Below are 20831 nucleotides of genomic sequence, written 5' to 3' on the forward strand. Positions count from 1 at the left end.
TTGAGGACGTCCGGCAAACCCCTCCTGAGGATGGCCAAACTCGTTGAGCCCCAATACAGGCCCGGACCCAACTCACGTCAATTCAACGATCCTGGTCTTTGTTTCATTTGGTACTTGCGGCGCGAAAAGCAGGAGCATTCCCGGCCATACCAGCAGCAGGCGAACCTTGTCGCATGCTGTAAAAATTCGTGTATTCCAGATACGCCAACGCGGGAGCAAGCTCCCGCGCGGCGACATCCTACCAGTCACCGCCGCAAGGCAGTCAACCGGCCGACCAACAACTTACTTGTGGTCTTTGACTTCTTCGAACTCGGCATCGACAACATCGTCAGCCTTTTCAGCTTTCTCGTCGTGCGGTGCCGCGCCTTCAGCAGGCTGAGCCTGTTCGGCGTACATCTTCTGAGCAACCGGAGCCGAGACTTTCGACAGCTCTTCGATCTTCGCTTCGATGGCAGCCTTGTCGTCGCCTTTCACAGCGGCTTCCAGTGCAACCACGGCAGCTTCGATCGCGGTCTTCTCTTCAGCGCTGACCTTGTCGCCCGCTTCGGTAACCATTTTGCGAGTCGAGTGAACCAGTGCATCACCCTTGTTACGGGATTCAGCCAGCTCAGCAAACTTGCGGTCTTCCTCGGCGTTCAGCTCGGCATCGCGAACCATCTTCTGAATTTCTTCATCCGACAGACCGGAGTTGGCCTTGATGGTGATCTTCTGCTCTTTACCGGTCGCCTTGTCTTTCGCGCCGACGTGCAGGATGCCGTTGGCGTCGATGTCGAAGGTCACTTCGATCTGCGGCACGCCACGTGGAGCGGGTGGAATGTCGGCCAGGTCGAACTTGCCCAGAGACTTGTTCTGTGCGGCTTGCTTACGCTCACCTTGCAGAACGTGAATGGTCACAGCGCCCTGGTTGTCATCGGCAGTCGAGAACACTTGCGATTTCTTGGTAGGAATCGTGGTGTTTTTCTCGATCAGCGCGGTCATCACGCCACCCATGGTTTCGATACCCAGGGTCAGCGGGCTGACGTCGAGCAGCAGAACGTCTTTCACGTCACCGGCCAGAACGGCGCCCTGAATCGCAGCACCCATTGCAACCGCTTCGTCCGGGTTCACGTCTTTACGTGCTTCTTTACCGAAGAAATCAGTAACCAGCTTCTGTACCAGCGGCATACGGGTCTGACCGCCGACCAGAATCACGTCGTTGATCGCGCCAACGTCGATACCGGCGTCTTTCATGGCGATACGGCAAGGTTCGATGGTGCGCTGAACCAGGTCTTCAACCAGTGCTTCGAGCTTGGCACGCGAAATCTTCACGTTCAGGTGCTTAGGACCGGTAGCGTCTGCAGTGATGTACGGCAGGTTGACGTCGGTCGACTGAGCGGACGACAGCTCGATCTTGGCTTTCTCAGCGGCTTCTTTCAGGCGCTGCATGGCCAGCGGGTCACCTTTGAGGTTCATGCCGCTTTCTTTCTTGAATTCGTCAACGAGGTAGTCGATCAGACGAATGTCGAAGTCTTCACCGCCGAGGAAGGTGTCACCGTTGGTGGCCAACACTTCGAACTGGTGCTCGCCGTCAACTTCAGCGATCTCGATCACGGAAACGTCGAAAGTACCGCCACCCAGGTCATAAACGATCACGGTGTGATCGCCCTTGGCCTTGTCCATACCGTAAGCCAGAGCCGCTGCGGTTGGTTCGTTGATGATACGTTTAACGTCCAGACCGGCGATGCGGCCGGCGTCTTTGGTCGCCTGACGCTGGCTGTCGTTGAAGTAGGCCGGAACGGTGATTACCGCTTCGGTCACAGGCTCGCCGAGGTAGTCTTCGGCGGTCTTCTTCATCTTCTTCAGGATTTCAGCCGAGATTTGTGGCGGCGCCATTTTCTGGCCGTTCACTTCAACCCAGGCGTCGCCGTTGTCAGCCTTGGCGATTTTGTACGGGACCATCTTGATGTCTTTCTGTACGACTTCTTCGTCGAACTTGCGACCGATCAGACGCTTCACCGCGTACAGGGTGTTGTGCGGATTGGTCACTGCCTGACGCTTGGCCGACTGACCAACGAGGATTTCACCATCGTTGGCGTAAGCGATGATCGACGGCGTGGTACGCGCGCCTTCGGCGTTTTCGATAACTTTGGCTACGCCGTTTTCCAGCACGGAGACGCAGGAGTTGGTAGTCCCCAGGTCGATACCGATAATTTTGCCCATGTTCACTCTCCCGAAACTTTGGATTTTGTTGCCGCAGCAGTGGTGGCTAACTGCGGTAATACTTAAACGCTTGACTTCTAAATGGGGGCCTTGCGGCTAATTTCAAGCCTTCTCGTCAATCGAAGGCGAAATTGGCGCCGGCGCCTTGCTGACCACAACCATGGCCGGACGCAACAGGCGACCATTGAGCTGGTAGCCCTTCTGGAACACCTTCAGAACGCTGTTCGGTTCGACGTCGGCGCTTTCCTGCATGGCCATCGCCTGATGGTGAACGGCGTTGAACGGTTCGCCATGCGGATCGATCGCTTCAAGCTGATAACGCTTGAGGGTGTCGTGGAACATTTTCAGGGTCAGCTCGATGCCTTCGCGCATCGGGCGGATGCTTTCGTCGTCCGGACTCGACAGCTCGAGGCCGCGCTCCAGGCTGTCGACGATCGGCAGCAGGTCACCGGCGAATTTTTCCAGCGCAAACTTGTGCGCCTTCTCGACATCCTGCTCGGCACGGCGGCGGACGTTCTGCAGATCGGCAGCTACGCGCAGCGACTGATCCTGCGCGGCGGCCAACTGCTCTTCGAGCACTTGTACACGGGTCGCCAGGTCGTCACCCGAAGTCTCGGGCGCCTGATTGGCTTCTGGATTTTGCGTATCTACTGTCTGTTCGTCAGCCATAGAATTCTCCTTTCAATTACGTCCGCGAGCTGTACTCGCGCTTCTGCCCCGATATATGGGGCCGCAAAATCAGGCTTCAAGGGCCTGCAATGATTAACCCTACAAAAAAGTGCTGCATTGTCATTCCCGCTCGGACTAAGCATTTGATCGGATCAAGCAAATCGAGCTAAGCGAGGGCATTGTCAGGCCGAAACAAAACACTGTATAAATAACCAGACCTAAAGCCTGGGAGCGGCCTTTATGCTGGTGCACCTGTCCGTACACAACTACGCCATCGTTGAACATCTCGATCTCGAACTCGATCGCGGGATGAGCGTGATCACAGGGGAAACCGGCGCCGGCAAGTCGATCATGCTCGACGCGCTGGGCCTGACCCTCGGCGATCGCGCCGACAGCGGTGTGGTCCGCCCGGGCGCCGACAAGGCCGACATTCTCGCCACCTTCGATCTGGTCGACATCCCTGAAGCCCATGCCTGGCTGGCCGAGCGCGATCTCGAAAATGACGGCCCGTGCATTCTGCGTCGGGTGATCACCGCCGAAGGCCGTTCGCGCGGCTATATCAATGGCACGCCCTGCCCGCTCGGCGATCTCAAGGCTCTCGGTGAACTGCTGATCGATATCCACAGTCAGCACGAACACCAGTCCCTGCTGAAAACCGATACCCATCGCCGCCTGCTCGACGAATACGCCGGCGCTACCGATCTGGCCCGTCAGGTGCAACTGGCCGCGCAGCGCTGGCGCCAGACCCGCCAGGAACTGGAGCGCCTCTCCAACTCCGGCGACGAACAACGCGCGCGTCACCAACTGCTCAGCTACCAGCTCGAAGAACTGGAAAACCTCGGCCTCGGCGAAAACGAGCTGGAACAGCTGGAGCAGGAACACAAAAACCTGACCAACGCCGAAACCCTGCTCGGCATTTGCCGACAGGTGGTCGAGCAGTGCAGCGAAAGCGATTCCGGCAACGTACTGAACGCACTGACCGCCAGCCTCAATCGCCTGTCGAGCGTGAACAACTCGGTTGGCGCACTGGGCGAAGCCAGCAGCCTGCTGACCAGCGCGCAGATCCAGGTCGAAGAAGCCGTGGGCGAACTCAACCGCTTCCTCGACAACTTCGATGCCGACCCGGCGCGCCTGCAATATCTGGAAGAACGCCTCGACGCGATTTACACCCTGGCCCGCAAACACCGGATCCAGCCAACCGAAGTCGCCGAGATGCAGCAGAAGTTGCTGGATGAAATCGAAACCCTCAACGCCAATGACGAATCCATCGAGCGCCTGGGTGAAGAACTGGCTTCCTACGCGCGCCATTATCAAGAGAAGGCCCGAGAGCTGAGCGACTTGCGTCACCAGGCCGCCGGCAGCCTTGCCAGCGCCGTGGAACAGGAAATCCAGCGCCTGGGCATGCCGGGCGGGCGCTTCACCATCGAATTGCGCGCCAACAGCAGCGACGAATTGCTGCCCAATGGCCTGGAACAAGTCGAACTGCTGGTCAGCGCCAACCCCGGCCAGCCACTGAAGGCATTGGCCAAAGTGGCCTCCGGTGGCGAGCTGTCGCGGATCAGCCTTGCGATTCAGGTGATCACCGCGCAGACCTCACGGGTGCCGACGCTGGTATTCGACGAAGTGGACGTGGGCATCGGCGGGCCGACTGCCGAAATCGTCGGCCAGTTGTTGCGGCGACTTGGCGATCGCGGGCAGGTGCTGACCGTGACGCACTTGCCGCAAGTGGCGGCGCAGGGACATCAGCATCTGTTCGTGCACAAGGTGCGTGGTGAGCAGGCGACTCACACCGCCGTGTCTAAGCTGAGCAAGAACGACCGTATAGAAGAAGTGGCGCGGATGCTGGGTGGCATCGACCTGACCAAAGAGTCTTTGGCTCACGCGAAAAAAATGGTGGTCACCGCAAAAGTTTAAGAGCAGCAGAAAGCACGAAGGCGACCCTTGGGTCGCCTTCGTTCGTTTCGCGAACCTGAAATTCGCGCGACATGCTTACTTTTTCTTGCGTACGTACAGCACCAGATTGTGATCTACCAGATCAACACCGTGCTCCTCGGCAATTGCCTTCTGGAGCTTTTCGATTTCCGGACTGACGAATTCGACGACTTCACCGGTTTCCACGTTGACCATGTGGTCGTGGTGGCCACCGTCGGCCAGTTCGAATACCGCGTGGCCACCGTCGAAGTTGTGACGGACCACGAGGCCAGCGGCTTCGAACTGGGTCAGAACACGGTAAACCGTGGCCAGACCGACGTCCTCGCCCGCTTCCATCAACGCCTTGTAGACGTCTTCGGCACTCATGTGACGCTGCTCGGTAGAGTCGAGCATTTGCAGGATCTTGACCCGTGGCAGGGTCACTTTGAGGCCGGCTTTGCGTAGTTCGCTATTTTCAACCATGGTCAGCTTTCTCGCGATGCTGCTTCGCAGCTTCTCTTAATGCGGGTATGATCGGCGTTTACGTTGTCCCAGCCAAGATAGTGGAAGTCGCCCACCGATGCAAAACACCAAGCTCTTGCTAACCAGTTTCACCTTTGTGGGACTGCTCGCACTCGCCGGTTGTTCATTCCCCGGGGTTTACAAAATCGACATCCAGCAGGGCAATGTCGTCACGCAGGACATGATAGACCAGTTACGCCCGGGAATGACCCGTCGGCAAGTACGGTTTATCATGGGTAACCCTCTGCTGACCGACACGTTCCATGCCGATCGCTGGGATTATCTGTACAGCCTGCAACCTGGTGGCGGTGAACGCCAGCAGGAGCGCGTGAGTGTTAACTTCAACTCCAACGACCAGCTTGTCAGCCTGTCCGGTGACTTCATGCCGGGCGTAAGCCGTGACGAAGCCATTCTCGGCAAGGACAGTGGCACCAGCGTGACCGCCCCTGCTGAAAACGCCGAGAAGCCGAAACCGGAAGAACCAGCCAAACCAGGCTCCTTGCTGGATTCGATCCAGAAGGACGTGGACGGTGTTGAAACCGTTCCGGTTCCGACGCCTGAACCGCTGGACACCTCGCCGCAGTAATGTGCGAGGCAATAAAAAACCCGGAATTTCCGGGTTTTTTATTGCCTGCGATTTGCTCAGCCTACTGATTTCGCGCCTTGGCTTCGGCAGCCTTGGCCGCCCGCAAGCGCCGAACCTCTTTCGGATCCGCCAGTAACGGCCGGTAAATCTCGATGCGATCCCCCGCCTGAATCAGGCGAACCTGCGGATCAGCCACCACCTTGCCGAAAATCCCCAGCGGACAATCACTCAGATCCAGCTCCGGAAATTCATCGCCAATACCTGACTTGAGCACCGCCTCACGCATTGTTGTCCCCTGAGGGACGCGCAAAGTGCGCAGAACCTGACGATCCACGGCGGCATACACCACCTCAATCTCGATCACCGGCTCAACCATGCATCTGCTTGGCACGCTGGCAGAACGCATCCACCAACGTATTCGCCGCCTGATTGAACAGCGGACCGAGTGTCGCGCGCACCAGCGGGCCGGCGTAGTCGAACGACAGGTCGAGACTGATCTTGCAGGCCTTCTCGTTCAATGCCTTGAACACCCAGACACCATGCAACTGATTGAACGGACCTTCTTCCAGGTTCATCTCGATCGATTGCCCCGGCACCAGCGTATTGCGCGTGACGAAGTGCTGACTGAGGCCGCCCTTGGCCACGCCAACGCTGGCGCGCATGTGCTCGGGCGAGCTCTCCAGTACCTCGGCGGACGAGCACCACGGCAGGAATTCCGGGTAACGCGCTACGTCGTTGACCAGGTCGTAGAGGAATTGCGCCGGGTATGGCAGCAACGCCGAACGTTGAATATGTGTCGTCATGTAAGCGTTACTTCCAGAGCTGAGCGGCAAACACTACAAGAATGCCGATAGGCGCCACGTAGCGCATCAAAAACAAGGACAGGGCAAACAGTGCCGGGTTACGAATCGACAACTCGTCACGCACCGCCTCGCGCCCCATCACCCAACCGGCAAACAGCACGAAGCACAGGCCACCGAGCGGCAACATGATCCGCGAGGTGAAGAAATCGATCACGCCGAAGAAGTCCAGACCGCCCGCCGCCCCCCATTGGTAGAGGTGGAACAGGCCGCCATCGTTCACGAAAAATTTGGCTTCCTTCCAGATATTGAAGGAGAAAACCGTACCCAGACCAACGAACCAGCAGATGAATGCCAGCCAGAAAGTCACCCAGCCACGGCTGATTTTCGTGCGCTCAACCAGATAGGCAACCATCGGTTCGAGCAGGGAAATCGCCGAGCTCCAGGCGGCAATCGCCACCAGCACAAAGAACACCACGCCCATCAACTGGCCGAAAACCACGTTACCAAAGGCAAATGGCAGACTGACGAACATCAGGCCGGGGCCTTCGCTAGGGTTCAAACCACCGGCGAACACAATCGGAAACAATGCCAGACCGGCTACCAGCGACACGAAGGTGTCGAGCAGTGCCACACCGACCACCGTGCCGGACAGCGAGGCTTCCTTGGTCATGTAAGCGCCGTAGATCATGATCGAGCCGACGCCCACGCTCAGGGAAAAGAACGCATGGCCCATGGCGGGCAGCAAGCCGTCGAGGACTTTTTCCGGGTGGAAATCGAACATGAAATGCACGCCTTCCATGAAATGCCCGGTGGTCATGCTGTAACCCAGCAACACCAGCACCATCACGAACAGCAGCGGCATCATGATCCGCAGACTGCGCTCAAGCCCGGCAACCACGCCTTTGGCGATCACCACGGCCGACAACAGCATGAAAACTGTGTGCCAAAGTGTCAGGCGCCAGGGATCGGAGATGACATTGCCGAAATAAGCGCCAACCTGCTCCGCCGTAGCGCCCTGGAAGTCGCCGCGCCCCATGTCGATGATGTAATCCAGCGACCAGCCGCCAACCACACTATAGAAAGACAGGATCAGCAGCGCCGTGATCATCCCGGCAAATGCGCCCCACGACCACTTGCCCGAATGCCCGGCTTCCAGTGCCAGCACCTTCAGGGCGTTCGCCGGACTCTGCCGTGCGCGGCGGCCGATCAGGGTTTCGGCCAGCATGACCGGGATTCCGATCAGGGCGATACAGGCCAGAAACATCAGCACGAAGGCACCGCCACCGTAGACCCCGACCATGTAGGGGAATTTCCAGATACTGCCCAGTCCCACGGCCGAACCGGTCGCGGCGAATATGAAAACCCAGCGGCTAGCCCAACTGCCGTGGACAGAAACCTTGTCTGTCGACATTGAATATCACGCCCAAGCGTTAGAAAAAGAGGCCGCATTGTCCGGGATTCACTCAACGTGCTCAAGCACACAGCATCACCGTAGCCGAGGACCGTTTATCTCCATATAATGCCGCCCCTATGGCTAAACAGAAGAAACACCCAACAGGGACCATCGCGCAGAACAAAAAGGCGCGACACGATTACTTCATCGAACATCGTTTCGAGGCTGGTCTGGTCCTGGCCGGCTGGGAAGTAAAAAGTCTGCGGGCAAGCAAGCTGCAACTGGTCGACAGTTACGTGCTGCTCAAGGATGGCGAAGCCTGGCTCCTCGGCAGTCACATCACACCGTTGATGACCGCCAGCACCCACGTCATCGCCGACCCGACCCGCACCCGCAAACTGCTGCTCAACAAGCGCGAGCTGGAAAAACTCGCCGCTGCCGTGCAACAGAAAGGCTACGCCTGCGTGTGCCTGTCCTTCTACTGGAGCAAGCACATGGTCAAGTGCGAGATCGCTCTGGGCAAAGGCAAGAAGGAATACGACAAGCGTGACACCGAGCGCGAACGTGACGCCGGTCGCGAGTTGCAGCGCGCCGTGCGCAACAAGGGCAAGGAAGAGTAATTTCTTCTGCCTGACCCTGTGGCGAGGGAGCTTGCTCCCGCTGGGGCGCGAAGCGGCCCTCGCTTTACAGGTAGTGGCGAGAGCCAAGGCGCCTGCTGCGCATGCGAGCGGGAGCAAGCTCCCTCGCCACAATTAAACTGCCGTCACATTCCTTTACGCCGCTCCGCCCGAGCCATGCGCTGAACCTCCTGCCGCACCTCTTCCAGCACCTCCTGCACATACAGAATGTGCCGACTGGAAACCTCGCGCGCCTGCTCCGCCCGCCCCTCGATAATCGCCAGATACAATTCCCGGTGCTGAGAGATCAGCATGTCGCGGGTTTCCGTGCGCTGCTTGTACATGCCGCCAATGTTGGTCACCACGTTGCGCTTGAGCAGATCGAACAGCCCGCGAATGGTGTGCAGCAGCACGGCGTTATGACTGGCTTCGGCGATTGCCAGATGAAACTTCGCATCCGCCGCGCCCTCTTCCGCCCGGCTCACTTCGTCATGCCGCGTATAGCAATCCTGCAGCTCGTTGAACGCCACAGTGAGTCGCTCGCGATCCACATCGGTGGCGCGCAATGCTGCGTAATAGGCGCACGATGCCTCCAGAGTATGCCGAAATTCCAGCAGATCACGCTGCGCCTCGGGATTGCTCTCCAGCAGCACTAGCAGCGGATCGCTGAAGGTCGAGCCGAGCGTTTCCACCACATAATTGCCGCCGCCCTGGCGACTGACCAGCAAGCCTTTGGCCGCCAGTTTCTGAATTGCCTCGCGTAACGATGGACGCGACACACCGAACTGCTCGGCCAAGGCGCGCTCGGCCGGAAGCCGTTCGCCGGACTTCAGCGTGCCCTCGAGGATCATCCCCTCGAGTCGCTCGACAATATCGTCAGACAAACGGCGCTGACGAATCTGATCAAACCCCATAACTCATTTCTCCACGATCCCGACCGCGCGCCGGGCCCTCTATTCTGGCCTATCGGCGCCCCGCCGACACCTGTCAACGCACATTCGCCCGACCGGATCAGATGCCCTCTGCACCGCTTGTTCGACAAAAGTTTCAGGGCGACAAATTGACACACCGTCATCAAGGCTTTTACCCTAGCCAACAGCGATTGTAAATTGGTATTACCAATTAACCAAGAACGCTGACAGTGCCTGACCAACAACAATTAGGGGCCACCCCATATGCAAACCTGGCAACAGCTCTATACCCCGCTCGGCAGTCTCGGCGTCTCCGCACTCGCGGCCGTCATCCCCATCGTTTTCTTCTTTCTGGCTCTGGCGGTGTTCCGCCTCAAGGGTCACGTGGCCGGCAGCATCACGCTCGCCCTGTCGATTGCCGTGGCGATTTTCGCCTTCCACATGCCGGTCGACATGGCCTTCGCCGCCGCCGGATACGGCTTTGCCTACGGTCTGTGGCCGATTGCCTGGATCATTGTCGCGGCGGTGTTCCTCTACAAACTGACGGTCAAGAGTGGTCAGTTCGAGGTCATTCGCAGTTCGGTGCTGTCGATCACCGACGACCAGCGTTTGCAGGTGTTGCTGATCGGTTTCTGCTTCGGTGCGTTTCTGGAAGGTGCCGCCGGCTTCGGCGCGCCGGTAGCGATAACCGCTGCGCTGCTGGTCGGTCTCGGCTTCAACCCGCTGTACGCCGCCGGCCTGTGCCTGATTGCCAACACCGCACCCGTAGCGTTCGGCGCCCTGGGGATTCCGATCATCGTGGCCGGTCAGGTCACCGGTATCGACGCGTTCAAGATCGGCGCCATGACCGGCCGCCAACTGCCGCTGCTGTCGCTGTTCGTGCCCTTCTGGCTGGTGTTCATGATGGACGGCCTGCGTGGCGTGCGTGAAACCTGGCCGGCAGCGCTGGTTGCAGGCCTGAGCTTCGCCGTGACCCAGTACTTCACTTCGAACTTCATCGGCCCGGAGTTGCCGGACATCACCTCGGCCCTGGCCAGCCTGATTTCCCTGACCCTGTTCCTCAAAGTCTGGCAGCCAAAACGCGCCGCCGGCCAACACATCGCCGGCGCCGTTTCGGCCTCGGTGGTAACCGCCAGCGCAGGAGGTTTCGGCCAGAAACGCAGCACCGTGGCATCGCCTTACAGCCTCTGGGAAATTTTCATCGCCTGGTCGCCATTCCTGATCCTCACCGTGCTGGTCACCATCTGGACCCTCAAGCCCTTCAAAGCGATGTTCGCCGCCGGCGGCTCGATGTACGCCTGGGTGTTCAACTTTGCCATCCCGCACCTTGATCAACTGGTGATCAAGACTGCCCCGATCGTCGCCACCCCGACTGCGATTCCAGCGGTGTTCAAACTCGACCCGATTTCCGCGACCGGCACGGCAATTTTCTTCTCGGCGCTGATCTCGATGCTGGTGCTGAAGATCAACTTCAAAACTGGTCTGACCACTTTGAAAGAGACCTTCTACGAACTGCGCTGGCCGATTCTGTCGATCGGCATGGTGTTGGCGTTTGCCTTCGTCACCAACTACTCGGGCATGTCTTCGACCATGGCCCTGGTCTTGGCCGCGACCGGCGCAGCCTTCCCGTTCTTCTCGCCGTTCCTCGGCTGGCTGGGCGTGTTCCTCACTGGCTCCGATACTTCGTCGAACGCGCTGTTCAGTTCGCTGCAGGCGACCACCGCGCACCAGATCGGCGTCAATGACACCTTGTTGGTCGCCGCCAATACCAGCGGTGGGGTGACCGGCAAGATGATCTCGCCACAATCGATTGCCGTGGCCTGCGCTGCCACCGGGCTGGTGGGCAAGGAATCGGATCTGTTCCGCTTCACCCTCAAGCACAGCCTATTCTTTGCCACGATTGTCGGCCTGATCACCCTGGCCCAGGCCTACTGGTTCACCGGCATGCTGGTGCACTAAACCAAGAAGAAGACTACAAGCGACATTGAAATAACCGACGCCGGTTCGTGATTCCGGCGTCAGCAATTCACACCCCGGTCTGTAAGGCTGCTGAAAGCAAGGCTCTTTATATTCAGCAGCCGCCACAGACGGATAACCGGGCCCACCCGGAGACACGCCTGATGAGCGAGCTTTTTTACAACGCTGTGCCCAACGCCACCCGCGTCGCACCGCCACTGCCCGAACCTCGGCAGTACCCCAGCGAGAAACCGTCGCGGGTCTACCTGTTCGGTACCTGCGTGGTCGATCTGTTCTACCCCGAAGCCGGCATGGACGCGATCCGCTTGCTGGAGCGCGAAGGGATAACGGTCGAGTACCCGCAAGGGCAGAGCTGCTGCGGGCAACCGGCCTACACCTCGGGTTACACCGGGCAGGCGCGGACAGTCGCTCGCTCGCAACTGGCGCTGTTTGCCGGGGATTATCCGGTGGTGGTGCCGTCGGGTTCCTGCGCGGGCATGCTGCGCGAGCATTACGCCGACTTGTTCAAGGACGAGCCGCAAACGTTGAAACAGGTGCAGGCCCTCGCGGCCCGCACCTATGAACTGGCCGAGTTTCTGCTGTTCGTCTGCAAGGTGCAGCTCAAGGACAGCGGCGAACCGGTCAAAGTCGCGCTGCACACCTCGTGTTCGGCGCGCCGCGAAATGAATACCCACCTGCACGGCCGCGAGCTGTTGGCGCAGTTGAGCAACGTGGAGCGGGTCAACCACGATCACGAAAGCGAATGCTGTGGCTTCGGTGGGACATTCAGCGTCCGTATGCCAGACATTTCCGGCGCGATGGTGGCCGACAAGACCCGCGCGTTGAAGGAGTCCGGCGCGCATCAGGTGTTGAGCGCCGATTGTGGCTGTTTGATGAACATCAACGGCGCATTGGAGAAACAAAAAGAAGCGCTGCGCGGGCAACATCTCGCCAGCTTTCTGTGGCAACGAACCGGAGGTGCGCAATGAGCACCTCCGCGATTATTCCTACGGTTGCCGTAGAAGAAGATTTCCGCACCCGGGCACACAACGCCCTGGGCGATGCGCAGTTACGGAACAACTTCCGCACTGCGATGGATTCACTGATGACCAAGCGGGCAGCGGCTTTCAGCGATGCCCACGAAAGAGAACACTTGCGCGCCCTGGGCAACTCGATCAGGGCGCGTGCGCTCTCCAAGTTGCCCGACCTGCTCGAGCAACTGGAACAGAACCTGAACCGCAACGGTGTGACAGTGCACTGGGCGGAAACGGTGGACGAGGCCAATGGCATCGTCTTGTCGATCATCCGCGCTCACGAGGCGCGGCAAGTGATCAAGGGCAAATCGATGGTCAGCGAAGAGATGGAGATGAACCATTTCCTCGAGGCTCAAGGTGTTGAATGCCTGGAGTCCGACATGGGGGAATACATCGTCCAGCTCGACCACGAGAAGCCTTCACACATCATTATGCCGGCGATCCACAAGAATGCCGGTCAGGTCGCGTCCTTGTTCCACGACAAACTTGGCGTGGAGTACACCAAGGACGTTGACCAACTCATTCAGATCGGTCGCAGAGTCCTGCGGCAGAAATTCTTCGAAGCGGACATCGGCGTTTCCGGCGTCAACTTCGCCGTAGCCGAAACCGGCACCCTGCTGCTGGTGGAAAACGAAGGCAACGGACGCATGACCACCACCGTACCGCCGGTGCACATCGCCGTCACCGGTATCGAAAAGGTTGTGGAAAACCTGCGCGACGTGGTGCCGCTGCTCTCGCTGCTGACCCGCTCGGCGCTGGGCATTCCGATCACTACTTACGTCAACATGATCTCCGGCCCGCGCAAGGAACATGAACTCGACGGCCCGCAGGAAGTGCATCTGGTGCTGCTCGACAACGGTCGCAGCCAGGCCTTTGCCGACAGCGAACTGCGCCAGACCCTGAACTGCATCCGCTGCGGCGCCTGCATGAATCATTGCCCGGTTTACACCCGCGTCGGTGGTCACACCTATGGCGAGGTTTACCCGGGACCAATCGGCAAAATCATCACGCCGCACATGGTCGGTCTGGCGAAAGTCCCGGATCACCCTAGCGCTTCGTCGCTGTGTGGCGCCTGCGGTGAAGTGTGCCCGGTGAAAATTCCGATCCCGGCAATTCTGCGGCGCCTGCGCGAAGAAAACGTCAAAGCCCCGGACGCTCCACACCAAGTGATGCGCGGCCAGGGCAGCAAGTATTCGCGCAAGGAACGCTTCATCTGGAACGCCTGGGCGAAACTCAACAGCTCGCCGACGCTGTATCGATTGTTCGGGTTCTTCGCCACGCGCCTGCGCGCCCTGACCCCGAGCAATGTCGGCCCGTGGACGCAAAACCACAGCGCACCAAAACCCGCCGCCCGCTCACTGCACGACATGGCCCGCGAGCATCTGGGCAAACAGGGAGACCGCCGATGAGCGCCAAGCAAAATATCCTCGCCAAGCTGCGGAAAAGTCTGACCGGCGCCACACCGATTGCCGACGACTTCGATGTCGATCTGGTGACCCAGCCTTACACCTACAGCGCCGAGCAACGCATTCCGCAACTGCGCAAACTGATGGAAGCGGTGCACACCGAGATCCATCTGACGACCGGCGCAGACTGGCCGGCGCTGCTCGCGCAATTGCTGGGTGACCGTCAGCTGCCGAGCCTGCTGATCGCACCGACTACACCCCACGGGCAGCGCATCACACAGCACTGGGCGAACAATCCTGATCTGCCGACGCTGAAGTCCTACAACCGGCCGATGGAAGAGTGGAAAGCCGAGCTGTTCAACGACACCCCGGCCAGCCTCACTGGCACCCTCGGTGCCATCGCCGCCACCGGCAGCCTGATCCTCTGGCCCACTCGTGAAGAACCGCGACTGATGAGCCTGGTGCCGCCGGTGCATTTCGCCCTGCTCAAGGCCAGCGAAATCCGCGACAACTTCTATCAGGTGCAACAGGAATTCGAGTGGGCCCAAGGCATGCCGACCAATGCGCTGCTGGTGTCCGGCCCGTCGAAAACCGCCGACATCGAACAAGTGCTGGCCTATGGCGCCCACGGCCCGAAAGATTTGGTTGTACTGATCCTGGAGGACCAATGACGCTTCCGGTGAATTTCCTGCGTGATGCGCAGCAACTGATTCCAGCGGAGCGCCGTTTCGACGATCCACTGTCGACCTTGGCCTTCGGCACCGACGCCAGTTTTTATCGGCTGATTCCCAAACTGGTGATCCGCGTCGAGTCCGAAGACGAAGTGGTCGCGCTGCTGAAACTGGCCCAGCGCGATCAAGTCCCGGTGACCTTCCGCGCCGCCGGCACCAGCCTTTCCGGGCAGGCGATCAGCGATTCGGTGCTGATTGTGCTGGGAGATAACTGGAACGCTCGCGAGATTCGCGGCCAGGGCATGCAGATTCGCCTGCAACCGGGCGTGATCGGCGCGCAAGCCAACGCGTGGCTGGCACCGTTCGGGCGCAAGATCGGCCCGGACCCGGCGTCGATCAACGCCTGCAAGATCGGTGGCATCGTCGCCAACAACGCCAGCGGCATGTGCTGCGGCACCGCGCAAAACACCTATCACACACTGGCCGGGATCCGCCTGGTACTCGCCGACGGCACCCGTCTCGACACCGAAGACGCCGCCAGCGTCGCCGCTTTCTGCGTCAGCCACAGCGATCTGCTGGAGCGCCTGGCAACATTGGGCCGCGAGACCCGCGCCAATGCCGAACTGGCGGCGAGAATCCGCCACAAATATCGTCTGAAAAATACCACCGGCCTGTCACTCAACGCCCTGGTGGATTTCGACGAGCCTGTGGATATCTTGAGCCACCTGCTGGTTGGTTCCGAAGGCACCCTTGGCTTCATCAGCGCGGTGACCTATGACACCGTGATCGACCACCCGAACAAGGCCTCGGCGCTGATCGTGTTCCCGGATGTGGAAACCTGCTGCAACGCAGTCACCGTGCTGAAAAGCCAACCGGTGTCGGCAGTGGAATTGCTCGATCGGCGCAGTCTGCGTTCGGTGCAGGACAAACCGGGAATGCCGGATTTCGTACAGCACCTGTCGAACAATGCCTGCGCGCTGCTGATCGAATCCCGCGCCGCCTCTTCCACGTTGCTGCAGGAACAACTGGCGCAGATCATGGCTTCGCTGACCCGTTTCCCGGTGGAGAAACAGGTCGATTTCACCGAAGATCCGGCCGAGAACGCCAAGCTTTGGGCCATCCGCAAGGACACCTTTCCCGCCGTCGGCGCCGTGCGCAAAACCGGCACCACGGTGATCATCGAAGACGTGACCTTCCCGGTCGAGCAACTGGCTATCGGCGTCAATCGCCTGATCGCACTGTTCGACAAACACGCCTACGATGAAGCGATCCTTTTCGGACACGCACTGGAAGGTAATCTGCACTTCGTCTTCACCCAAGGCTTCAACAATCCGGAAGAAGTCGCACGCTATCAGGCGTTCATGGACGACGTCGCGCAACTGGTGGCGGTGGAGTTCGGCGGCTCGCTCAAGGCTGAACACGGCACCGGGCGCAACATGGCGCCGTTCGTTGAACTGGAATGGGGCAGCGATGCCTATCAACTGATGTGGCAGCTTAAACGTCTGCTCGATCCCAACGGCATCCTCAACCCCGACGTGGTGCTCAGCGAAGATCCGCAGATCCACCTCAAGCACCTGAAACCGCTGCCGGCAGCGGACGAGATTGTTGATAAATGCATCGAGTGCGGCTTCTGCGAACCGATCTGCCCGTCGAAAGGCCTGACCCTGAGTCCGCGTCAGCGCATCGTGATCTGGCGTGATATTCAGGCGAAGAAACGCGCCGGCGTTGACACCACCGAGCTGGAACAAGCCTACGAGTACCAAGGCATCGAGACCTGCGCCGCGACAGGCTTGTGCGCTCAGCGTTGCCCTGTAGGCATCAATACCGGCGAGCTGGTGAAAAAGCTCCGCGCCCGCAACGCGACGCATCAGAAAACCGCCGACTGGATCGAAGGAAATTTCGCCAAGACCCTGCAAGGCGCACGCTTCACCCTGCACGTGGCCAACGGCGCCCGAATGCTGCTTGGCGCACCGCGTCTGGCGAAGTTTTCGGCGACACTGACACGCTTGTCCAAAGGCCAGGTGCCGTTGTGGACCAACGCGATGCCGCAGCCGGAAAAAGCCATTCGCTTCAACTCGAGCGTTTCCGATGAGCGCCCGCGGGTGGTGTATCTGGCAGCCTGCGTTACGCGGGTGATGGGTCCGGCCGCGGGTGACAAAGAGCAAATGTCGCTCTACGACAAAACCCGTGGCCTGCTGGAAAAGGCCGGCTACCAAGTGGTGTTCCCGGACAATCAGGACAACCTCTGCTGCGGTCAGCCCTTCGCTTCCAAAGGCTACGCCGAACAGGCTGAGCACAAGCGTCAGGAGTTGATCAGCGCGCTGCTGCACGCCAGTCGCGGTGGACTCGATCCGATCTATTGCGACACCAGCCCCTGTACTTTGCGCCTGGTGCAGGACGTGAGAAATGTTCGCCTGGATCTATACGACCCGGTGCGTTTCATCCGTACGCATCTTCTCGATCGACTGGAGTTCACCCCGCAAGAGTCACCGATTGCGGTGCACGTGACCTGCAGCACCCAGCATCTTGGCGAAAGCCAGGCGCTGATCGATCTGGCGCGCAAATGCAGCAAAACCGTGGTGATTCCGGAAGGCATTCATTGTTGCGGGTTTGCCGGTGACAAGGGCTTCACCACCCCGGAGCTGAACGGCCATTCGCTGCGCACCCTCAAGGACGCGGTGCAGCATTGCAGCGAAGGCATTTCCACCAGCCGCACCTGTGAGATCGGCCTGACGCAACACGGCGGCATCGACTATCACGGACTGGTCTATCTGGTGGATCGGGTGACCCGGGCCAAGGCCGGCTGAAGAAAAATAGAACCCTTGCGTGCGACCGTAGTCCACAGAACAGACCCCGAAAATCGGGGCTTTTCTTCCACTCGGTTGCCCGTCCTGACGGCCAGCGCAGTCTGGATCCCTCAGTTCAAGGAGATACACATGAAACGTTCTGTACTGTTAGGTCTGTTCGTTACTGCCTCGATGATGGCTTCCACCTCGTTCGCCGCCGACAAGCCTGCCGACCTGTGCGATGCCAATATCCAGACCATCAACAATGCCAAGGGGCAGTTGTCAGCGAACCCGGAACTCAGCCAGCGTGCTGAGGCCAGCGTGAGCAAGGCACAGGCGCTGAAAGCCCAGGGCAAGATTGATGACTGCGTAGCGGAAACCTCGCAAACCATCATAGAACTGCGTAAATCCACCGGCACCAACAACTGATTCACGCCCCGGCCAACCTTCGGGTTGGCCTCGCGGGCCGTTTGGCGTACACTGCGCAGGCTTGTTGCCTCACCTGATGTACGAGGCAATGAGTTCGGGGCCGATTAGGATTCGACGCCGGTGACGAAACTTTAGGTGCATGCCGACTTGGTAACAGAAGTCGTAAATCCACTGTTGCAACTTCTTATAGTTGCCAATGACGACCAATACGGTGCTGCTCTCGCTGCTTAATTGCAGCTGACATGCACTCCTGGTGCCTTCGGGCCCAGCAATCATCAGGGGATGTCTGTAAACCCGAAATGATTGTCATATAGAACAGAATCGCCGTGCAGTACGTTGTGGACGAAGCGGCTAAAACTTACACAACTCGCCCAAAGCACCCTGCCCGTCGGGTCGCTGAGGGTTAACTTAATAGACACGGCTACGCATGTAGTACCGACAGCGGAGCACTGGCGGACGGGGGTTCAAATCCCCCCGGCTCCACCAACTCTCAACGACAAGGCCCGCCAAGTGCGGGCCTTGTTGTATCTGGGGATTTGTATCCGGAAAGCTCATGCGCCAGGCACTGCTGATCATCGACGTACAACCCTGCTTTTCCCCGCCGCCTTGGCTTGTCGAAGGCTTCCGGTCGCTGGAGAGTGGCAGTGCGTGACATTCAACCGTCACTGTTGCCACCCTACGAAGGGAAATATGCTCTCAATAAATTGAACACACGCTCCGATCGGGGATGATTTCCCCGGCAATTTGATTCTGCGCACAAACTGCAACATCCACTCCGAATGGAAGCGGCAGATGTACAATCTCGCCGTAAGCGACATTGATGGTCTTCGAGATCACATGGTTGGCTTGCAATGCCTGGACATCAGGAGGTATCTCTAACTTGAACCGCTGACCGTTGGAGTCAGCTGAGTAGCTACGACCCACCCGGTAATTCAGGTTGATTGCCACTGTTGCGCCGGTTGCGCTCGCCGAGATGATTTCAGCGTTCCCATCAACGACACCAATACCCAACGAGCAGCTCGTATCGGATTGGTTGCAACTGCGCACATCCATGGGTGGATAGCTGAGCTGAGAGGCTACTCCCTCACGCACCTCTAAAAGTCCCCCTACACCATGAGCGTGCTTACCGAACAGATCCGGCCCGTACGCGGAAACGGTGACAACTGCCGCATCCCTCGCGTCAGGCTTCCCCCCAGCACAGCCAGCAACCAGTGCGGATGCAAAAAACGCCGCGAATCGAAAACCCATCTGCATGTAGCGTAATCCTTGAAATTGAAAGGTTGCGCCTCCCTGAATGTTCGGCGTCAAGAGGTAACATATCGAGTCAGCCGGGAGAATGCATTCCAACTGCTTGCAGTTGTGAGGGCTGGAAATCCGACGCGTAGCTGAGATGGTCGCCGCCCTTTTCTATGAGTTCAGCCGTTCGCTCGGTGGTGACCATCATCGGTGGCCGCTCTAGTAAGCACTCTAATGCGTGAAGTGGTGGAGGATTCGAAGCAGGTATCCAAACTGGCACACGCGATAGGCTGTTACGGCAAGCACCCGTGGCAGTTGCTTGTCGGGAATGTCTGAGTTGCGAGGGTTGCCCAAGCAGTGCGCACAAAATATGTAGAGCTGCTTGGGCCTGCTCAGTCGTGGAGGGGTTCAGCCAACGGCATCAAAATTCGAACAGCATTCCGGCCTTTCTCAGAAAATCGGTTCCGACGAGCATCGGCTTATATGCGAACCCTTTGAAATCATCTGCGGGTCCCGCCAATACCCCTCCATGCCCCTTTTCGAGCTTCTGAACCACTGCAATGGTCGTCACGAGCGAAACATCAATAACTTCCATGCTTGGTAATGTAAGCCACGCATGCAAGTTGGTTTCCCCCCCTAAAGCCACACTCGGCTTCTGCAGCCGATCTTGAATGAAATCCTCATCGAAGCGGAACATCCCTTTTTCCGACCCATCATCAACCCAACCGATGGTAAAAAAGACTGGGCACTCAAGTAGATCCTCGATTACGGGGAGAAGACGGTAGTGAATTGACATGCACTGAGCTACCACGTCTTCGTAGCCAAGATCGCCAAATGCGTCGCTTACCACATATGGAAAGCGATCGTATATCTCTTTTGTCAAATATCGCTGCTGCGTCACATCTGCTTGCATCGGAACGGCTAAACCGTAGCGCTCGGACCTCTCAACAGCTGCTTTCCACTCTTCGTTATATCCCATGCATATTCCCAAATTCACAGATTAGAAAGTTATGTCGCCCAACTTCAGCACTCAAGGTAGACGAGCAATTCGTTGCCATAAATATAAGCATCGCCGAGCTACAACCTCCCTGACGTAGCAGTACCTCGGCGGACCTCAAAGCTTGAAGTACTTACGCGCCTCACCTATTTGCTTATGCATATGCTCGGGGGCTCCCCCTCAGAATGCGCGAATAGGTATGGGAGAAAAACAAAACATCTGCTCAAACAGAGAAAACCCTTACAATCCAAAGCCGAATTTCCTACACATTTTTGCCTTCCCACTGATACCCAAGAGATAGCCCCGTGAGTGATTCAGACACCTCATCCGCGCCACTGGTTGACGTAGTGAAGCTTGCCGCCTCCCTTCAGCGTTTCGCAGATGATCGCGACTGGCAGCAGTTCCACTCCCCAAAAAATCTCATCTTGGCGCTCACTGGCGAGGTAGGAGAGTTGTGCGAGATTTTCCAATGGATGAACGATGCCGATTCGCTCTCCGTAGCTAATGATCCCGAAATTGGTCTAGCCGTAAAAGACGAATTGGCGGACGTACTGATGTATCTGGTTCGCCTGAGCAGCGTGCTCGGCATCGACCTCAACGAGGCGGTGACACGGAAACTCGCCTCGAACGGCCAGAAATACCCCGTGGATAAAGCCAAAAGCAGCAGCAAAAAGTACGACCGACTCTGAATAATTCCAATCTAAG

Annotated in this window: 19 protein-coding genes, 1 other RNA gene and 1 pseudogene; 12 read left to right on the plus strand and 9 right to left on the minus strand. The window is 58.5% G+C overall.

All coding sequences use genetic code 11. The features are described 5' to 3' along the window. Positions 1–282: 282 nt before the first annotated feature. Together dnaK and grpE are read right to left on the minus strand one after the other, a co-directional pair. The gene (gene dnaK, locus ACIP8I_RS19650) at positions 283–2199 is read right to left on the minus strand and encodes a molecular chaperone DnaK (protein WP_003221521.1); all 1917 of its coding nucleotides are present in this window, start codon (positions 2197–2199) and stop codon (positions 283–285) included. 102 nt (positions 2200–2301) lie between these two features. After that, positions 2302–2868 carry a nucleotide exchange factor GrpE gene (gene grpE / locus ACIP8I_RS19655; RefSeq protein ID WP_007961425.1) on the minus strand — a complete coding sequence of 189 codons (567 nt, stop codon included), beginning with the start codon at positions 2866–2868 and terminating at the stop codon, positions 2302–2304. 240 nt (positions 2869–3108) lie between these two features. Here grpE and recN point away from each other — a divergent pair, with 240 nt between their 5' ends. Then, positions 3109–4782 (plus strand): DNA repair protein RecN, encoded by a 1674-nt coding sequence (gene recN / locus ACIP8I_RS19660; protein WP_095139827.1) that lies wholly within the window; start codon positions 3109–3111, stop codon positions 4780–4782. 75 nt (positions 4783–4857) lie between these two features. On the opposite strand, the gene fur is transcribed toward recN, so the two are convergent. Further along, a complete protein-coding gene (gene fur, locus ACIP8I_RS19665) occupies positions 4858–5262 on the minus strand; it encodes a ferric iron uptake transcriptional regulator (protein WP_003221515.1) in 405 nt (134 codons plus the stop codon). Positions 5263–5359: 97 nt separating this feature from the next. Here fur and ACIP8I_RS19670 point away from each other — a divergent pair, with 97 nt between their 5' ends. Next, positions 5360–5887: an outer membrane protein assembly factor BamE gene (locus ACIP8I_RS19670; RefSeq protein WP_007961419.1), complete on the plus strand. Its 528-nt coding sequence runs from the start codon at positions 5360–5362 to the stop codon at positions 5885–5887. Between the two features lie 61 nt (positions 5888–5948). Here ACIP8I_RS19670 and ACIP8I_RS19675 read toward each other — a convergent pair whose 3' ends face one another. Genes ACIP8I_RS19675 through ACIP8I_RS19685 form a run of 3 tightly spaced genes read right to left on the minus strand, consistent with a single transcriptional unit; the run spans position 5949 to position 8101 of the window. Then, positions 5949–6263 carry an RnfH family protein gene (locus tag ACIP8I_RS19675; protein WP_400763173.1) on the minus strand — a complete coding sequence of 105 codons (315 nt, stop codon included), beginning with the start codon at positions 6261–6263 and terminating at the stop codon, positions 5949–5951. After that, positions 6256–6690 carry a type II toxin-antitoxin system RatA family toxin gene (locus ACIP8I_RS19680; RefSeq protein ID WP_003221509.1) on the minus strand — a complete coding sequence of 145 codons (435 nt, stop codon included), beginning with the start codon at positions 6688–6690 and terminating at the stop codon, positions 6256–6258. Before ACIP8I_RS19680 ends, ACIP8I_RS19675 begins: the two co-directional genes overlap by 8 nt. Before the next feature lie 7 nt (positions 6691–6697). After that, the gene (locus ACIP8I_RS19685; RefSeq protein ID WP_007961408.1) at positions 6698–8101 is read right to left on the minus strand and encodes a sodium-dependent transporter; all 1404 of its coding nucleotides are present in this window, start codon (positions 8099–8101) and stop codon (positions 6698–6700) included. 119 nt (positions 8102–8220) lie between these two features. Between ACIP8I_RS19685 and smpB the strand changes: the two genes are divergently transcribed. Continuing rightward, positions 8221–8703, plus strand: a complete 483-nt coding sequence (smpB, locus tag ACIP8I_RS19690; RefSeq protein ID WP_003221505.1) for an SsrA-binding protein SmpB — start codon at positions 8221–8223, stop codon at positions 8701–8703. A 143-nt stretch (positions 8704–8846) separates the two neighbouring features. On the opposite strand, the gene ACIP8I_RS19695 is transcribed toward smpB, so the two are convergent. Next, positions 8847–9614, minus strand: a complete 768-nt coding sequence (locus ACIP8I_RS19695; protein WP_400763176.1) for a GntR family transcriptional regulator — start codon at positions 9612–9614, stop codon at positions 8847–8849. A gap of 261 nt (positions 9615–9875) precedes the next feature. Here ACIP8I_RS19695 and ACIP8I_RS19700 point away from each other — a divergent pair, with 261 nt between their 5' ends. The 8 genes and pseudogenes from ACIP8I_RS19700 to ACIP8I_RS19735 form a co-directional block, all read left to right on the plus strand. Further along, positions 9876–11570, plus strand: coding sequence for a lactate permease LctP family transporter (locus tag ACIP8I_RS19700; protein ID WP_027610771.1), 1695 nt, complete (start codon positions 9876–9878; stop codon positions 11568–11570). A gap of 161 nt (positions 11571–11731) precedes the next feature. After that, complete coding sequence (locus ACIP8I_RS19705; protein WP_400763178.1) at positions 11732–12556, plus strand: (Fe-S)-binding protein; 825 nt, start codon at positions 11732–11734, stop codon at positions 12554–12556. Beyond that, complete coding sequence (locus ACIP8I_RS19710) at positions 12553–14010, plus strand: LutB/LldF family L-lactate oxidation iron-sulfur protein (RefSeq protein ID WP_400763180.1); 1458 nt, start codon at positions 12553–12555, stop codon at positions 14008–14010. The genes ACIP8I_RS19705 and ACIP8I_RS19710 overlap by 4 nt, the downstream gene beginning before the upstream one ends. Further along, a complete protein-coding gene (locus ACIP8I_RS19715; protein ID WP_400763182.1) occupies positions 14007–14678 on the plus strand; it encodes a lactate utilization protein C in 672 nt (223 codons plus the stop codon). Before ACIP8I_RS19710 ends, ACIP8I_RS19715 begins: the two co-directional genes overlap by 4 nt. After that, positions 14675–17485: an FAD-binding and (Fe-S)-binding domain-containing protein gene (locus ACIP8I_RS19720; RefSeq protein WP_400763184.1), complete on the plus strand. Its 2811-nt coding sequence runs from the start codon at positions 14675–14677 to the stop codon at positions 17483–17485. Before ACIP8I_RS19715 ends, ACIP8I_RS19720 begins: the two co-directional genes overlap by 4 nt. A gap of 129 nt (positions 17486–17614) precedes the next feature. Then, complete coding sequence (locus ACIP8I_RS19725) at positions 17615–17893, plus strand: hypothetical protein (protein WP_007961392.1); 279 nt, start codon at positions 17615–17617, stop codon at positions 17891–17893. Positions 17894–17989: 96 nt separating this feature from the next. After that, positions 17990–18379, plus strand: a transfer-messenger RNA (tmRNA) gene (ssrA, locus tag ACIP8I_RS19730). 67 nt (positions 18380–18446) lie between these two features. Further along, positions 18447–18527, plus strand: a pseudogene (locus ACIP8I_RS19735) (hydrolase); the annotation flags it as partial. Positions 18528–18589: 62 nt separating this feature from the next. Here ACIP8I_RS19735 and ACIP8I_RS19740 read toward each other — a convergent pair. Both ACIP8I_RS19740 and ACIP8I_RS19745 read right to left on the minus strand, forming a co-directional pair. Then, a complete protein-coding gene (locus ACIP8I_RS19740) occupies positions 18590–19147 on the minus strand; it encodes a hypothetical protein (RefSeq protein WP_400763186.1) in 558 nt (185 codons plus the stop codon). Between the two features lie 403 nt (positions 19148–19550). Continuing rightward, entirely contained in the window at positions 19551–20108 is a 558-nt protein-coding gene (locus ACIP8I_RS19745; RefSeq protein WP_400763188.1) for a hypothetical protein, read from the minus strand. Between the two features lie 323 nt (positions 20109–20431). Here ACIP8I_RS19745 and ACIP8I_RS19750 point away from each other — a divergent pair, with 323 nt between their 5' ends. Then, positions 20432–20815 (plus strand): nucleotide pyrophosphohydrolase, encoded by a 384-nt coding sequence (locus ACIP8I_RS19750; protein ID WP_007961389.1) that lies wholly within the window; start codon positions 20432–20434, stop codon positions 20813–20815. The last annotated feature ends 16 nt before the right edge of the window (positions 20816–20831 follow it).

Origin of the sequence: Pseudomonas sp. NPDC088414 (assembly GCF_044753325.1) — a bacterium.
Classification (GTDB): Bacteria; Pseudomonadota; Gammaproteobacteria; order Pseudomonadales; family Pseudomonadaceae; genus Aquipseudomonas.

Coding starts and splice junctions, on each gene's coding strand:
- ACIP8I_RS19675 (WP_400763173.1), bottom strand. CDS start 6,263: ATGGTTGAGCCGGTGATCGAGATTGAGGTGGTGTATGCCGCCGTGGAT.
- ACIP8I_RS19725 (WP_007961392.1), top strand. CDS start 17,615: ATGAAACGTTCTGTACTGTTAGGTCTGTTCGTTACTGCCTCGATGATG.
- ACIP8I_RS19715 (WP_400763182.1), top strand. CDS start 14,007: ATGAGCGCCAAGCAAAATATCCTCGCCAAGCTGCGGAAAAGTCTGACC.
- ACIP8I_RS19705 (WP_400763178.1), top strand. CDS start 11,732: ATGAGCGAGCTTTTTTACAACGCTGTGCCCAACGCCACCCGCGTCGCA.
- ACIP8I_RS19695 (WP_400763176.1), bottom strand. CDS start 9,614: ATGGGGTTTGATCAGATTCGTCAGCGCCGTTTGTCTGACGATATTGTC.
- ACIP8I_RS19685 (WP_007961408.1), bottom strand. CDS start 8,101: ATGTCGACAGACAAGGTTTCTGTCCACGGCAGTTGGGCTAGCCGCTGG.
- ACIP8I_RS19680 (WP_003221509.1), bottom strand. CDS start 6,690: ATGACGACACATATTCAACGTTCGGCGTTGCTGCCATACCCGGCGCAA.
- ACIP8I_RS19710 (WP_400763180.1), top strand. CDS start 12,553: ATGAGCACCTCCGCGATTATTCCTACGGTTGCCGTAGAAGAAGATTTC.
- ACIP8I_RS19745 (WP_400763188.1), bottom strand. CDS start 20,108: ATGGGATATAACGAAGAGTGGAAAGCAGCTGTTGAGAGGTCCGAGCGC.
- recN (WP_095139827.1), top strand. CDS start 3,109: ATGCTGGTGCACCTGTCCGTACACAACTACGCCATCGTTGAACATCTC.
- smpB (WP_003221505.1), top strand. CDS start 8,221: ATGGCTAAACAGAAGAAACACCCAACAGGGACCATCGCGCAGAACAAA.
- ACIP8I_RS19720 (WP_400763184.1), top strand. CDS start 14,675: ATGACGCTTCCGGTGAATTTCCTGCGTGATGCGCAGCAACTGATTCCA.
- grpE (WP_007961425.1), bottom strand. CDS start 2,868: ATGGCTGACGAACAGACAGTAGATACGCAAAATCCAGAAGCCAATCAG.
- ACIP8I_RS19740 (WP_400763186.1), bottom strand. CDS start 19,147: ATGCAGATGGGTTTTCGATTCGCGGCGTTTTTTGCATCCGCACTGGTT.
- dnaK (WP_003221521.1), bottom strand. CDS start 2,199: ATGGGCAAAATTATCGGTATCGACCTGGGGACTACCAACTCCTGCGTC.
- ACIP8I_RS19670 (WP_007961419.1), top strand. CDS start 5,360: ATGCAAAACACCAAGCTCTTGCTAACCAGTTTCACCTTTGTGGGACTG.
- ACIP8I_RS19700 (WP_027610771.1), top strand. CDS start 9,876: ATGCAAACCTGGCAACAGCTCTATACCCCGCTCGGCAGTCTCGGCGTC.
- fur (WP_003221515.1), bottom strand. CDS start 5,262: ATGGTTGAAAATAGCGAACTACGCAAAGCCGGCCTCAAAGTGACCCTG.